This is a genomic window from Shimia aestuarii, assembly GCF_900114635.1.
Taxonomy (GTDB): Bacteria; Pseudomonadota; Alphaproteobacteria; order Rhodobacterales; family Rhodobacteraceae; genus Shimia; species Shimia aestuarii.
Genome location: NZ_FOTQ01000002.1, coordinates 91,805 through 106,185, shown reverse-complemented (window position 1 = coordinate 106,185; position 14,381 = coordinate 91,805). Strand labels below are relative to the sequence as shown.

Genomic DNA, 14,381 nt, shown 5'->3' with positions numbered 1-14,381 from the left:
CTGTAGTCATCTTGAAAGGGGGATGTCATGCCCGAGAAGATTTTTACCTACGAGGCCGAAGGGCTGACATATTCTGTTGTAATTTATGAAGAAAATGGTGAGTTTTTTGCCGATATCACGGTTGAAGAAGGCGGCATGGACGTCAATGCCATCTACTTTGGCGACGATGATTTCTCGGGCAGCAGCGAAAGCCTGAGTGGGCCGCTTAATATGAACGGCGCGCGGCTGGACGGCGAGAAGGTCCAGTGGGATTCGGCTGCCGAGCTGAGCGATCCGGGGCTTGGCCCGGAGGGAACCGACAAGGAAACCTATGTTGGGGAAGGCGATACGCTGACGGTTCAGCTTGATATCACGAGCCTTGATGAAATCGATGTCTTTGGTATCCGCGCCACGTCGACGACGACGCCGGAAGGGTCGATCAAGGCCGTTTCCGATGAGCCGGAGGAGCCTGAAGAGCCCGAAGAACCGCTGATCGAGAAGGTCTTTTTCGAGACCACGGTCGAGGGCGGACCGATCAATGGTGTGTTTGTCGTGGATGAAGAGCGCGAAGGCTATGGTCACGCGCTGGGCGAAGATGTGGAGCCGACTTTCGAGAACTACCTTGCGTATTTCGAAGAAAACATCGCCGACGAGGACTATAATATCGGTACGCTGACCAACATCACCTTCTATGAGTTCGGTGAGCAGGGGTGGCCGGTTGAACTGTTCAATATCGAGGCGCCAGAGGGCGGGTTCCAGAGCGCGGATGAGGTTCTGGAAGCGTATTACGCGGCCTTGGAGGACGGCGCGCTTGAAGGCTATGGCGGCGACAGCGGGTTGGAGCTGATGGCCGCTCTGAGCATCGACGATAGCGGCGAGGAAGATGACCCCGTTGTCGAAGATGACGCCGAAGACTTCGACGTCGAACTGATCTGAGGTCGCAGAACGAACAAGGGCCGCGCCTTTCCTTGTCCCCTTGGGGCTGGAAAGGCGCGGCCCTTGTGCATTTGGGCGCCTTTTAGAAGTCGCCTTCGCTGCCTTGCTGCCAGGGTTTGACAAGGTTGCCAAAGCGGGTGAAACGGCCTTCGAAGCTGAGCTCGACCGTGCCGATGGGGCCGTGACGCTGTTTGCCGACGATGACCTCGGCCTTGCCGTGCAGCCGTTCCATGCGGTCCTGCCAGACGGCCATTTCCTCGAGCTTTTCGTCGGACGGTTTTTCCCGTTCGACATAGTATTCTTCACGGAACACGAACATCACAACATCGGCGTCCTGTTCGATCGAACCGGATTCACGAAGGTCCGAAAGCTGCGGGCGTTTGTCGTCGCGGCTTTCCACGGTCCGGCTGAGCTGGGAGAGCGCAATGACGGGGATGTTGAGTTCCTTGGCGATGGCCTTCATGCCCATCGAGATTTCGCCGATCTCCTGAACCCGGTTCTCGGCCGTGCCGCGGCAGAGCTGCAGGTAGTCGATGATCAACAAGTCCAGCCCGTGGGTCCGCTTGAGGCGGCGGGCGCGGGCCGCAAGCTGTGCGATGGGCAGGGCGGGCGTGTCGTCGATATAGAGCGGGCAGGCTTCGAGCGCCTTGGCGGCATCGACGAAGCGGCGGAATTCCTGTTCCGTCATGTCGCCGCGCCGGATTTGCTCGGACGGCACTTCGGCGGCCTCTGAGAGAATCCGCGCGGCAAGCTGTTCGGCGCTCATTTCGAGCGAGTAGAAGCCGACAACGCCGCCCTCGATGGCACCTTCGGAGCCGTCGGGCTTGATGCCTTTCTTGTAGGCCTTGGCGACGTTGAAGGCGATGTTGGTGGCAAGCGAGGTTTTCCCCATCGAGGGGCGCCCGGCGAGGATCAGGAGGTCCGACGGGTGCAACCCGCCGAGTTTCTTGTCCATGTCGATCAGGCCGGTGGAGATGCCCGCAAGCCCGCCTTCGCGCTGGTAGGCGGCGTTGGCGGTGTTCACGGCCTCGGTGACCGCTTTTAGGAAGGAGACGAAGCCGCGTTCGGTCTGCCCCTGTTCGGACAGCTTGTAGAGCGCCTGTTCGGCCTCGACGATCTGTTCCTTGGGTTCCAGTTGCACGTCGACCTTCTTGGCCTTGGTGGCGATGTTGTTGCCAAGGCCAATGAGTTCACGACGGATCGCCATGTCATAGATCATCTGGGCGTAGTCGCGCGCGGCAAAGGCCGAGATCGCCGCCCCTGCAAGGCGGGCGAGATAGGCGGGGCCACCGAGTTCCTTGAGGCCCTCGTCGTCTTCGAGGAACGCCTTGAGCGTCACCGGCGAGGCGAGGTTGTTCTTGGCGATGCGGGCGGCGGCCACTTCATAGATGCGGGCATGCACCGGATCGTAGAAATGGGAGGAGTCGATGATCGACGCCACCCGGTCAAAGATGTCGTTGTTGGTCAGGATGGCGCCGAGAAGCTGTTGTTCAGCCTCAATCGAATGCGGCATCGGATCGGTATCGGCTGCCTCGGTTCCGGTCGCATTGATGGTTGCGATCTCGTTCATGTCTGTCCCCATTTCCCCGTGTGACGGGGTTCTAGACCAGAGGCCGGGCTGTCCGCAAATTGTATGTTTATGTGGATGGGCTGTGGATAACCTGTCTCTACCGTATCTTGGCAGGTTCGAGGGCCCAGGGTCAACATATAGCGCAAAACGCCCGCCGGATGGGCGGGCGCATGCCAAGATTTTCTTGTCGAACAGCGGTCAGCCCTTCATGCGGGCCTCTTGCCACGCGCGCGGGTCGCGCAAGAAGGATTCGACTTCCGCAAGGGTTTCTTCGGAGAAGGCACCCTGGGCTTTGGCTTCGGCCAGCACGTCCCACCAGGTACAAAGGTGGTGCAGCTCAACGCCATGATCCCCGAGCGTTTTGGTCGTCTCGGGGAAGATGTCATAATAGAAGATCACCGCCGTGTGGCCGCAGGTGGCGCCGGTGTCACGGATCGCGTCCACGAAGGACAGCTTGGAGCCGCCGTCGGTGGTCAGATCCTCGACCAGCAGGACACGTTCACCTTCGCGCATTGCGCCTTCGATGCGGGCATTCTTGCCATAGCCTTTGGGTTTCTTGCGCACATAGGTCATCGGTAGAGCCATGCGTTCGGCCACCAGCGCGGCAAAGGGGATGCCGGCAGTTTCGCCGCCCGCGATATTGTCGAAGGCTTCAAAGCCTGCGTTGCGCATGACGGTGACGGTCAGGAAATCCATCAGGGTAGCGCGGATACGCGGGAAGGAGATCAGCTTACGGCAATCGATATAGCTTGGCGAGGGCAGGCCGGAGGCGAGCGTATAGGGCTCGTCCGTGTTGAAGTTCACAGCGCCGATTTCAAGCAGCATCCGGGCGGTGAGGCGAGCGATTTCCTCTTGCGAGGGATAGGAGGTGGGGATCATCGGATTATCCTTGGAGTTTGCGCCGGGGGCGGGGTCGGGACGCCTCCGGCGGGAGTATTTCTGGCAAAATGAAGATCAGGTCACGCTCCAGTAGACCGGGAAGCCGGGATCAAAGACGGTGACGGTGTGGTCACCTGCGTCGATCTTGGCGGGGAAGGTCGTGGGGGCGTCGGATTTGGTGAGAGTGATCGTGTCACTGTTGACCGGAAGTCCGTAGAAGGCGGGACCGTGGCGCGAGATGAAGCCTTCGAGCTTGTCCAATGCCCCGGCTGTTTCGAAGGTCTGGGCAAGGATGGGCAGGGCGTTGGGCGCGGTAAAGCACCCGGCCGAACAGCATTCGGCCTCTTTCGCGTGGGTCGGGTGGGGAGCGCTGTCGGTGCCGAGGAAGAAGCGCGCATCGCCAGAGATAGCGGCGGCGTGCAACGCCTTGCGGTGGTCGGAGCGCTTCAGGATCGGCAGGCAGTAGTAATGCGGTCGCATCCCCCCCACCAGCATGTCATTGCGATCAAGGATCAGGTGCTGAACCGTGATCGTTGCTCCGAGATCGGTGTCATTGGCCAACACATAGTCGACGCCGTTCTTGGTGGTGATATGTTCCATTACCACGCGCAGGCCCGGCGTCGCCTTGCGGATCGGATCGAGCACGCGGTCGATGAACACGGCTTCGCGGTCGAAGATGTCGATGTCGCGGTCTGTGACTTCGCCATGCACGCAGAGCGGCAGGCCGATCTCGGCCATTTTCTCGAGAACGGCGCGCACCTTGGTGAAATCCGAGACCCCGGAGGCGGAATTGGTGGTGGCGCCCGCCGGATAGAGTTTCACCGCCTTGACCAGACCGCTGGCATGGGCGGCGGCGACGTCCGCGGGATCGGTGTCCTCGGTGAGGTAGAGCGTCATCAGCGGCTCGAAGGACATGCCGTCTGGCAGGGCGGTCAGGATGCGGTCGCGGTAGGCGGCGGCCTGTGCGCCGGTGACGACGGGGGGCACGAGGTTGGGCATGATGATCGCACGGGCGAAATGGCGCGCGGTTTCGGGCAGAACAGCAGCGAGCATCGCGCCATCGCGCAGGTGCAGATGCCAGTCATCGGGGCGGGCAAGGATCAGGCTTTGGGTCATGGGGGCCGCTTACACAAAACGGACGCGGCAATCCAGTGGATTCAGCTTGCCAAGCGGCCCTTGTCGGCGGCCTGCACCAGCATGTTGAGCTTGCGCATGAAGCGCGGCTCTTTCAGGCGGCGGGCAACATTTGCGCAGAGCAGCGCCTTGATGAAGGGGCGTTTCTGGCGCTCGATCTCGCGCAGGAGCGCGTTGAGATAGGGCATGTGCGTGCGTCGGGCGCGGTAGAGGCGATGAAAGGCATGAGGGGTGAGCTTGCCGGCTCCGGCCTTGGCGAGGATACGAAACAGGATCTGCATTTCGAGAAGGTCGGCTTCGATGTCGTCGCCGAGAAAGGGAGTCGCCAGGCGCGTGACGTTTTCACGGGCGAAGAGGGCCGCATGCATGGCGTCGAGATCCTGGCGCGGATCGTGGATCACAAAGGCGTCTTCGGCGGCGTCGAGCATGTCCGGGGCATAGCCGTAGCGATCCGTGAAACTCAGGCGACGCGCCTCGGGAAAGCGGCGGTCCCAGCCGGCAAGGTCCGGGTCCAGCGTGGCCTGCGGTTGGAGCGCAACCACGGTCGAACCAGGCGCCGCGGCAGAAAAGGCAGCAGCGGCATAGCCGCAGGACCCGGCACCATAGACCACGATCCGGTCGAAATCCTCGAAGAACCCGTCATCGGACAGGCGGTCGAAATAGGCATAGACCGCCGGATCGCGGAACCAGGTGTCCCCGTCCGACAGAAGACAGAGATGCGACCAACCCAGTTCGCGCACCAGTTCCCAGCCCAAGGGCTGGCCGGTATCGCCGCGGTCCTGAATGCTTTGCATGGTTTCGAAGGTGATCAACAGGATCGGCTTGTCTTCGATCAGCGTGGCACAGTGTTTCGCGCCGAGCGGCTGAAAATACCCGTGCTCCTCGGCGATCTCTTCCAGCTTGGCCAGCCACGCCTTGCGCTTGAGCCCCAGCATCGGGGCATCAAAGCCATTTGGGGAATCCTGCATCTGCTCAATCCTCGAAACCGACCACATCATACCGGCGCTTTTTGCGCTCTTGAACGGAGAAATACACACCATTTGCGGCAAAAGTTGGGAAGGGTGCCCCAATCTACAACTTTTGTCGCGTGTCGGAGCGGTTGACGGGGTGGGCGGGGCTCGTGCAGCCTGACGCGGGGCAAAGGAGGGGTGCCATGCAGGATCTCGAGAGTATCGACGCGGTTCAGGAGATGCTGGGCGGCCAGGGCTATGTCTGCGGGCGGGCACTGGCGACGGTGGTGTTCCTGTCGCTGCGGCTGGGGCGGCCGATTTTCCTTGAGGGCGAGGCCGGGGTCGGCAAGACCGAGATCGCCAAGGCGATTGCCGCGGGGTTGGGGCGCAGGTTGATCCGGTTGCAGTGTTACGAGGGGCTGGATGCGTCGAGCGCGGTCTATGAGTGGAACTTTGCTGCGCAGATGGTGGCCATTCGCACGGCCGAGGCGGGCGGCAATGCGGATCGCGAGGTGCTGCAACAGGAGTTGTTTGGCCCGGATTACCTTGTCGAACGCCCGCTTTTGCAGGCCATGCGGCCCGATCCGGCCGGTGCGCCCGTGTTGCTCATCGATGAGCTGGATCGCACGGATGAGCCGTTCGAGGCGTTTTTGCTCGAGGCGCTCAGTGATTTTCAGGTCACAATCCCCGAGATCGGGACCATTGTGGCCCCTGAGCCGCCAATCGTGATTGTCACCTCGAACCGCACTCGTGAAGTGCATGATGCGCTCAAGCGCCGCTGCCTTTATCACTGGGTCGACTATCCTGATTTCACGCGCGAGCTGGAAATCCTTGCCAAACGCGCGCCAGAAGCCTCCGAAACGCTGAGTCGCGAAGTGGTGGCGTTTGTCCAGCGTTTGCGCACCGAGGACCTGTTCAAGAAACCCGGTGTGGCCGAAACAATCGACTGGGCGAAATGCCTGTTGGCTTTGGATGTGCTGGAGTTGTCGCCGCAGGTCATTGCCGACACGCTGGGCGCGGTTCTGAAGTATCAGGATGATATCGCCAAGCTGCAGGGCTCCGAAGCCAAACGCCTGCTGGACGAGGCGCGCGCGGCTTTGGAGCCGGCCTGATGCTTTCTTTTTCCGAAAATACCCCGGGGGGAGCGGGGGGCTGGCCCCCCGCAGCGGAACATGGCTGAATACGCGCCTCTGGAGATCCCCGAAAACCCCAAGCTGACCCATAATATCACGTGGTTTGCCCAGGCGTTGCGCAAGGCGGGTTTGCCGATTGGCCCAGGTCGCGTGATAGACGCGATCCGTGCGGTCGAGGCGGCGGGGTTTAGCGAAAAGCGCGATTTTTACTGGACGCTGCATGCCTGTTTCGTGTCCCGGCCCGAACACCGCACGGTGTTTGCGCAGGTCTTTCGCCTGTATTGGCGCGATCCGCGGTTCATGGAGCACATGATGGCGATGATGCTGCCCGCGGTGCGCGGTGTGCAGGAAGAACGGGGCGGGCAGGCTGGAGAGAAGCGCGCCGCCGAGGCGTTGCTTGACGGGGTACAGGCGGATGTGCCGGACATGGAGTTCGAGGAGGAAGGCACGGAGATCGAGGTCGATGCCTCGCTCACCATGTCGACCGAAGAACGCCTGCGTACGCTGGATTTCGAACAGATGAGCACCGAGGAGGTGGCGGCGGCGAAACGGATGCTGGCGCGGATGTCACTGCCTGTGCAGCCGATCGCCTCGCGTCGGGGCAAGCCTGATCCGTTGGGCGCGCGCGCCGATTGGCGGCGCACGTTGCGCAACGCCATGCGGCAGGGGGGCGAGGTGCAGATGCTGGCCCGCAAGAGCCCACGCATGCGCTGGCCCAACCTCGTGGTGCTTTGCGATATTTCGGGCTCGATGAGCCAATATAGTCGGATGGTTTTGCATTTTCTCCATGCGGTCGCCAATCACAAGGGCGCGGGCTGGGCGCGTGTGCATGGGTTCACATTTGGCACGCGGTTGACCAATATCACCCGCCATCTCGCCACGCGCGACGTGGATTCCGCACTGGCGGCGGCGGGGGCCGAGGCGCAGGATTGGGAAGGCGGCACGCGGATCGGGGATTGCCTGCATGATTTCAACCGTGACTGGTCGCGCCGGGTGATGGGGCAGGGGGCGGTGGTTCTGCTGATCACGGACGGGCTTGACCGGGGGGACCCGGAGGCGCTGGCGCATGAGGTGAAGCGGCTGCAACTGAGTGCGCGGCGGCTGATCTGGCTCAATCCGTTGCTGCGCTGGGACGGGTTCGCGCCCAAAGCCCAAGGCATTCGTGCCATGCTGCCGCATGTCGACAGTTTCCGGGCCGGGCATTCCATTGCCACGCTCGAAGAGCTTGCAGAGGCCATTTCGCGGCCCGACGATCTGGGTGAAAAAGCCCGTCTGATGGCTGCCTTGGGTGGTCCCTGAACGCGGGTTGATCCAGATCAAGACAGACGCATTCCGAAATCCATATATTAACCAAATAGAATATATGGAGGATGATCCAATGCCTTTGAACTGGAAAACCGGCGGCGTGCTGCTGGGCTTCGTGTTCTTTCTGGCGGTGCTGCTGGTCAAGCCCATCGGGGTTTCGACGCAGTTCGTCATTCTGGACGCGATTATCGGCAACACCGTGAATGCCGAGTTGATCACACAGACCGATGACGGCGCCTATACGTCGACCAACGCCTATCTCGCGAAATCAAATGGCAAATATGCCAAGAACGCGGCCAATCCGCTGAACTACAGCTTTGTCTTCGTGCTGGCGATGATGGCGGGGGCGTTCCTGTCAGCGATGGCGCGCGGCGGGGTCCGTGCCGAGGAGCGGCGTCTTCCCGCGATCTGGCGGGCGAATTTCGGTGATACGCCGATGAAGCGCTATCTGGTGGCCTTTCTGGGCGGCTTTATCGTGCTTTATGGCGCGCGGCTGGCGGGGGGCTGTACCTCGGGGCATATGATGTCGGGCATGATGCAGACTGCGCTCAGCGGCTACATCTTTGCTGCCGGTGCCTTTGCTGCTGCCATTCCGGTGGCGATGATCATGTATGGACGGGAGGCCTGATCAGATGAATATCCTTCTTGCTTTGCTGATTGGCGCCGCCTTTGGCGCGACGCTGGACCGGATCGGGGCAACCAGCCCGAACTGGATCATTCGCATGTTGTCATTGCGTAACCTGCACCTGATGAAGACCATTCTGCTGGCCATTGGCACCGGGTCGATCCTGATGTTCGGGGGGCAGATGCTGGGCCTCGTGGATGTCGGTCACATGTCGGTCAAGACCGCCTATGTCGGTGTGTTCCTTGGTGGGTTGATGCTGGGCGCGGGCTGGGCCGCGTCGGGCTATTGCCCCGGTACGGGTGTCTGTGCGGCGGCGTCCGGGCGCAAGGATGCGCTGTTCTTTATCGCCGGGGGCCTGTTGGGCGCGGCGGCCTACATGGTGACTTACCCGGCGTGGAAAGCCAGCGGTCTTCTGGACAAGATCGCCGGTGGCAAGGTGACTTTGGGCACCGTGCCGGGCGCCGAATACGAAGGTCTTGTTGGCATGTCGGGTGATGTGCTGGGCATTGTTCTGGGCGCGGTGTTCGTGCTGGTGGCATTCCTATTGCCTGAACGTCTTGTCGGGGAAGGGGCTGCGCCGGTGGCGGCTGAATAAACCGCGGTTGAAATGGATGGGAAGAAGGCCGGGCCGGGTGCCCGGCCTTTTTTTGTTTGGCATGTACCATTTGGTCGAACTTGCGCTTTGGGTGGGGATGCCACATCTTTTGCGCAAAGGCAGGAATGCGCCGGGGGGAATTCATGACGGAAAGAGTGCAGGGCGCGCCGGAACTGGCGTTGGAATGGCATCGCGCGGGGCGCGGAGCAGCCTTGGCCACTGTGGTCGAAACATGGGGCAGCGCGCCGCGCCGTGTGGGGGCGCAGATGGTCGTTTCCGGCGATGGTCAGATCGAAGGCTCGGTCTCGGGCGGGTGTGTCGAGGGCGCGGTGATGGTCGAGGCGCTGGAGGCTTTGGAAGAGGGCAAGGGGCGCCTCTTGGAATTCGGTGTCAGCGACGGAGATGCATTTGCCGTGGGGTTGGCCTGTGGTGGCACGATCCGGGTGTTGGTCGAGCCTGTGGGCGCGGTCATGAGCGAAGTTGTGCTGGATGCGCTGGTGTCGGCGCGGGCCGAGCGGCGGCCTGTGGCCTATGTCTGTGATGGAGAAACCGGGGGCGGTTTGCTCAGCGAAGAGGGGTTCGAGGAGCGGTTTCGCATGGACCGTTCGGGGCTTGAGGAGGACGGGCGGTTTGTGGCCATTCACAACCCGCCCTTGCGTCTGGTGATCGTGGGGGCAGTGCATATCGCGCAGGCGCTTGTGCCGATGGCGCGGGTGGCGGGGTTTGATCCGATCCTTGTCGATCCGCGCAGCGCGTTTGGTTCGCAAGCGCGGTTTCCCGGCGAAACCATCGTTGAGGACTGGCCGGATGAGGCGCTGGACGTAATCGGACTGGATGGGCGTACGGCGCTTGTGCTGTTGACCCATGACCCGAAGCTGGATGATCCGGCGCTGCATGTGGCGCTGCGCTCGGACGTGTTTTACATCGGCGCGCTGGGTAGCAAGCGCACCCATGCGAGCCGGGTGGCGCGATTGGGCGAGGCGGGGTTCACGCAAGACGAGATCGCGCGCATTCACGGGCCGATCGGGCTTGATATCGGGGCGGCGGGGCCGTCGGAGATTGCCGTGTCGATCCTGGCCGAGATGGTGCAGTTGCTGAGGAAAGGCGCGTGAGGTTCGGACCCGTTTCCATCGAGGATGCCCAAGGGGAGATCCTTGCGCATTCGGTCCAAGCCGGTTCGGAGAAGCTGCGCAAGGGATTGGTGCTGGGCACGGCGCATATTGAGGCGTTGCGTGCGGCGGGGATTGGTGAGGTCACGGTGGCCGCGCTGGACCCCGAGGATTTGCACGAGGATGTCGCGGCAGAGCGCCTGGCGCGGGCTTTGGTGCCGGATGAGGTGGCCGCGCATTTGGAGCGGACAAGGGCCTTTACGGGGCGCGTGAACCTCGTGGCGACCGCGCCGGGAGTGGCGTTGCTGGATGTGGCCGCCTTGGATGCGCTCAATGCGGTGCATCCGATGATTACACTGGCGACCGTGCCACCGTTTCAGCAAGTCGGGACCGGGCAGATGGTCGGGACCGTCAAGATCATTTCCTATGGTGTTCCGGAGGCGGATCTGGCCCACGCAGCGGAGTTGGGGGCAGCAGCGATGCGGCTGGCGCCGGTGCTGCATGAGACCGCGTCATTGATCATTACCGAGATCCCCGGTGGGGTCGGAGACAAGGGGCGCAAGGCCATCGAAGGGCGACTTGAGGCGCTGGGCATGGATTTGAGCGAGGTGGTGATGGTGCCGCATCGGGTCGATGCGCTCGCCGTGGCGGTGGCGGCAGCCAAGGGGGATTTGGTTCTGATCCTGACCGGGTCCGCGACCTCGGACCCGCATGACGTTGCGCCCGAGGCGGTGCGGCAGGCAGGTGGGCGTGTCGAGCGTTTCGGGATGCCGGTTGATCCGGGCAATCTGTTGTTTCTGGGCTGTGTCGGGACGCGCCCGGTGATTGGCCTGCCGGGCTGTGCGCGATCGCCTGCGCTTAATGGCGCGGACTGGGTTCTGTCCCGCGTGGCCTGTGGGATCGAGGTCAGCCACGGCGACATTGCAGGTATGGGGGTCGGAGGGCTCTTGAAGGAGATCCCGACCCGGCCCATGCCACGCGAGCGGCGGCGACCTACGACCAATGTCTAACCGCTTGGGCGGCTGACGGGAAAAAAGCGCCTTCTCAGACTTGGGAACCCGTGTTTTACTTTCCGCACATCAAGAACAGAAAAAAGTTCAACAACTCTGGGAGGAGCCAATGTCACAGGTCACCATGACCGTGAATGGCAAGGAGATGTCCGGCGATGCCGAAGGACGCACCTTGCTCAGCCAATTCTTGCGGGAAACCCTCAACCTGACCGGCACCCATGTCGGTTGCGACACCAGCCAGTGCGGCGCCTGCGTGGTGCATGTCAACGGGCAGGCCGTCAAAAGCTGCACCATGTTGGCGATGGAAGCCGATGGCGCCGAGGTGGAAACCATCGAAGGGCAGGCGGCGCCGGATGGCACGCTCAACACCATTCAACAGGCGTTTCAGGATCACCACGGGCTTCAGTGCGGATTCTGCACACCGGGAATGGTGATGTCGGCGGCTGCGCTTTTGAAAGAGAACCCGAAACCGAGCGAAGCGGAAATCCGGGATTACCTTGAAGGCAATATCTGCCGCTGCACCGGGTATCACAACATCGTCAAGGCGATCATGGCCGCGTCCGGACAGGACGTGAGCGCGATTGCTGCCGAGTGACACGGGACGAACGGTGCGTGTGAACACGCACCCTACCAGTGACACCGGGATGTAGGGTGCGTGATTTCACGCACCGATCAATGGGAGGATATGAGATGCCGAAAGATCATGGCATTGGCGCCAGCCCGAAGCGGCGCGAAGACGTCCGGTTTCTGACCGGGACGGGCAATTACACAGACGATATCAACGTAAACGGTCAGGCCTATGTGCATTTCCTGCGCTCGGATGTGGCGCATGGGAAGATCAACGGGATCGGTACCGACGTCGCCGCGGCGATGCCGGGCGTGGTGCGGATTTTCACCGGCGCCGATTTTGAAGGCGTTGGCGGCATTCCCTGCGGCTGGCAGGTGACGGACCGCCATGGCAACCCGATGCAGGAGCCGGCACACCCGGTGCTCGCACAGGGCAAGGTGCGCCATGTGGGCGATCCGATTGCCGCCGTGGTGGCCGACACCTATGAGCAGGCGCGCGATGCGGCCGAGGCGATCGAGCTCGACATCGAAGAGCTTCCTGCCGTGGTCGACATGAAGGCGGCGCTGGCCGAGGGCGCCACCAAGGTGCATGACGACCTTGAAAACAACCTTTGTTATGACTGGGGGTTTGTTGAAGAGAACAAGGATGCCGTTGATCAGGCGATCAAAGATGCGGCACATGTGACGACGCTGGAACTGGTCAACAACCGCCTGATTGCCAACCCGATGGAGCCACGCGTTGCCATTGGCGATTACAATCGCGCCACGGATGACAGCACGCTTTATACCACCAGCCAGAACCCGCATGTGATCCGCCTTTTGATGGGCGCGTTTGTGCTGGGCATTCCGGAACACAAGCTGCGCGTGATTGCGCCGGATGTGGGTGGGGGCTTTGGCACCAAGATCTTCCATTACGCGGAAGAGGCGTTCTGTACCTTTGCCGCCAAGGCGATCAACCGTCCGGTCAAATGGACCGCTTCCCGTTCGGAAGCGTTCATGTCGGACGCGCATGGCCGTGACCACGTCACCAAGATCGAACTGGCGCTGGACAAGGACAACAACTTTACCGCGGTGCGCACCGAGACCTATGCCAATATGGGTGCGTATCTGTCGACCTTTGCACCGTCTGTGCCGACCTGGCTACATGGCACGTTGATGGCCGGGAACTACCGCACGCCAGTGATCTATGTGAACGTCAAGGCGGTGTTTACCAACACGGTGCCGGTGGACGCCTATCGTGGGGCCGGGCGCCCCGAGGCGACATTCCAGCTGGAGCGGGTAATCGACAAGGCCGCGCGTGAGCTGGGCGTTGATCCGATTGCGCTACGCCGTCAGAATTTCATCACCGAGTTCCCCTATGCCACGCCCGTGGCGGTCGAGTATGACACCGGGGATTATCACGGCACGATGGATGCGCTGGAGAAGATCGCGGACCTTTCGGGCTTTGAAGCCCGGCGCAAGGAAAGCGAAGCCAAGGGCAAGCTGCGCGGGCTGGGTGTGAACTGTTACATCGAGGCCTGCGGCATCGCGCCGAGTAACCTTGTCGGGCAATTGGGCGCACGGGCTGGTCTCTATGAAAGCGCAACGGTGCGGGTGAATGCCACGGGTGGCCTCGTGGTCATGACCGGCAGCCACAGCCACGGTCAGGGGCATGAAACCAGCTTCCCGCAGGTGATTGCCGAGATGATCGGGATCGACGAGAGCATGGTGGAAATCGTGCATGGCGATACTGCCAACACACCGATGGGCATGGGCACCTATGGCTCGCGCTCGCTGGCTGTGGGTGGCTCGGCCATGGTGCGGGCCACGGAAAAGATCATCAACAAGGCCAAGAAGATCGCGGCCCACCTGATGGAAGCCGCAGAGGCCGATATCGAGTTGAAGGATGGTCAGTTCAGCGTCGCCGGGACCGACAAATCGGTGGCCTGGGGCGATGTGACCCTTGCGGCCTATGTGCCCCATAACTATCCACTCGAAGACATCGAACCGGGGCTGGAGGAAACCGCGTTTTACGACCCGGCGAACTTTACCTATCCCTCGGGCGCCTATTGCTGTGAGGTCGAGGTGGACCCGGAGACCGGGAAAGTCACCATCGAACGCTTCTCGGCGGCGGATGACTTTGGCAATATCGTCAACCCGATGATCGTGGATGGTCAGGTGCATGGCGGCATTGGCCAGGGCATCGGTCAGGCGTTGCTGGAAGGCTGTGTCTATGATGAGGATGGTCAGCTTCTGAGCGCGTCTTACATGGATTACGCCATGCCGCGTGCGGATGATGTGCCGTTCTACAATGTCGATCATTCCAGCCAGACGCCCTGTACCCATAACCCGCTTGGAGTGAAGGGTTGTGGTGAGGCCGGAGCCATCGGTTCGCCGCCTTCGGTGGTGAACGCGGTGATCGACGCGTTGCAGTCGGGCGGTCATGACGTGACCCATATCGACATGCCCGTGTCGCCGTCGCGCGTCTGGGCTGCGATGCAGGGATAGGATGAGAGGGTTGGACCGGGGGCTGTCTGCCCACGGACCCCCGAGGATATTTCTGGCAAAAGGAAGAGGGGTTGGACCCGGCTTCCTTGGGAAGGAAAAGAG

At 61.8% G+C, this 14,381-nt stretch carries 13 protein-coding genes; 9 read left to right on the top strand and 4 right to left on the bottom strand.

What is annotated here, in order from left to right:
• Positions 1-27: 27 nt before the first annotated feature.
• Positions 28-915 carry a hypothetical protein gene (locus BMZ35_RS08215; protein ID WP_093092860.1) on the top strand — a complete coding sequence of 296 codons (888 nt, stop codon included), beginning with the start codon at positions 28-30 and terminating at the stop codon, positions 913-915.
• Between the two features lie 82 nt (positions 916-997).
• On the opposite strand, the gene BMZ35_RS08210 is transcribed toward BMZ35_RS08215, so the two are convergent.
• The 4 genes from BMZ35_RS08210 to BMZ35_RS08195 form a co-directional block, all read right to left on the bottom strand.
• On the bottom strand, positions 998-2,485 hold the full coding sequence (locus BMZ35_RS08210; RefSeq protein ID WP_093092858.1) for a replicative DNA helicase: 1,488 nt from the start codon (positions 2,483-2,485) through the stop codon (positions 998-1,000).
• A gap of 198 nt (positions 2,486-2,683) precedes the next feature.
• Positions 2,684-3,364 (bottom strand): orotate phosphoribosyltransferase, encoded by a 681-nt coding sequence (locus BMZ35_RS08205; protein WP_093092856.1) that lies wholly within the window; start codon positions 3,362-3,364, stop codon positions 2,684-2,686.
• Between the two features lie 75 nt (positions 3,365-3,439).
• Positions 3,440-4,480: a dihydroorotase gene (pyrC, locus tag BMZ35_RS08200; RefSeq protein WP_093092854.1), complete on the bottom strand. Its 1,041-nt coding sequence runs from the start codon at positions 4,478-4,480 to the stop codon at positions 3,440-3,442.
• 41 nt (positions 4,481-4,521) lie between these two features.
• On the bottom strand, positions 4,522-5,466 hold the full coding sequence (locus BMZ35_RS08195) for a phosphoadenosine phosphosulfate reductase (protein ID WP_093093318.1): 945 nt from the start codon (positions 5,464-5,466) through the stop codon (positions 4,522-4,524).
• Positions 5,467-5,651: 185 nt separating this feature from the next.
• Between BMZ35_RS08195 and BMZ35_RS08190 the strand changes: the two genes are divergently transcribed.
• From BMZ35_RS08190 to BMZ35_RS08155, 8 genes are all read left to right on the top strand, one after another.
• Positions 5,652-6,560, top strand: a complete 909-nt coding sequence (locus BMZ35_RS08190; RefSeq protein ID WP_093092852.1) for an AAA family ATPase — start codon at positions 5,652-5,654, stop codon at positions 6,558-6,560.
• A gap of 60 nt (positions 6,561-6,620) precedes the next feature.
• Positions 6,621-7,880 carry a vWA domain-containing protein gene (locus tag BMZ35_RS08185; RefSeq protein WP_093092850.1) on the top strand — a complete coding sequence of 420 codons (1,260 nt, stop codon included), beginning with the start codon at positions 6,621-6,623 and terminating at the stop codon, positions 7,878-7,880.
• A 79-nt stretch (positions 7,881-7,959) separates the two neighbouring features.
• Positions 7,960-8,514 carry a YeeE/YedE thiosulfate transporter family protein gene (locus BMZ35_RS08180; RefSeq protein WP_093093316.1) on the top strand — a complete coding sequence of 185 codons (555 nt, stop codon included), beginning with the start codon at positions 7,960-7,962 and terminating at the stop codon, positions 8,512-8,514.
• Between the two features lie 4 nt (positions 8,515-8,518).
• On the top strand, positions 8,519-9,106 hold the full coding sequence (locus BMZ35_RS08175; RefSeq protein WP_093092848.1) for a DUF6691 family protein: 588 nt from the start codon (positions 8,519-8,521) through the stop codon (positions 9,104-9,106).
• A gap of 143 nt (positions 9,107-9,249) precedes the next feature.
• Complete coding sequence (locus BMZ35_RS08170; RefSeq protein WP_093093314.1) at positions 9,250-10,218, top strand: XdhC family protein; 969 nt, start codon at positions 9,250-9,252, stop codon at positions 10,216-10,218.
• Positions 10,215-11,225 carry a molybdopterin-binding protein gene (locus tag BMZ35_RS08165; RefSeq protein ID WP_093092846.1) on the top strand — a complete coding sequence of 337 codons (1,011 nt, stop codon included), beginning with the start codon at positions 10,215-10,217 and terminating at the stop codon, positions 11,223-11,225. Before BMZ35_RS08170 ends, BMZ35_RS08165 begins: the two co-directional genes overlap by 4 nt.
• Positions 11,226-11,334: 109 nt before the next feature.
• On the top strand, positions 11,335-11,820 hold the full coding sequence (locus BMZ35_RS08160) for a (2Fe-2S)-binding protein (RefSeq protein ID WP_093092844.1): 486 nt from the start codon (positions 11,335-11,337) through the stop codon (positions 11,818-11,820).
• Positions 11,821-11,915: 95 nt separating this feature from the next.
• Entirely contained in the window at positions 11,916-14,279 is a 2,364-nt protein-coding gene (locus tag BMZ35_RS08155) for a xanthine dehydrogenase family protein molybdopterin-binding subunit (RefSeq protein ID WP_093092842.1), read from the top strand.
• Positions 14,280-14,381: the final 102 nt, after the last annotated feature.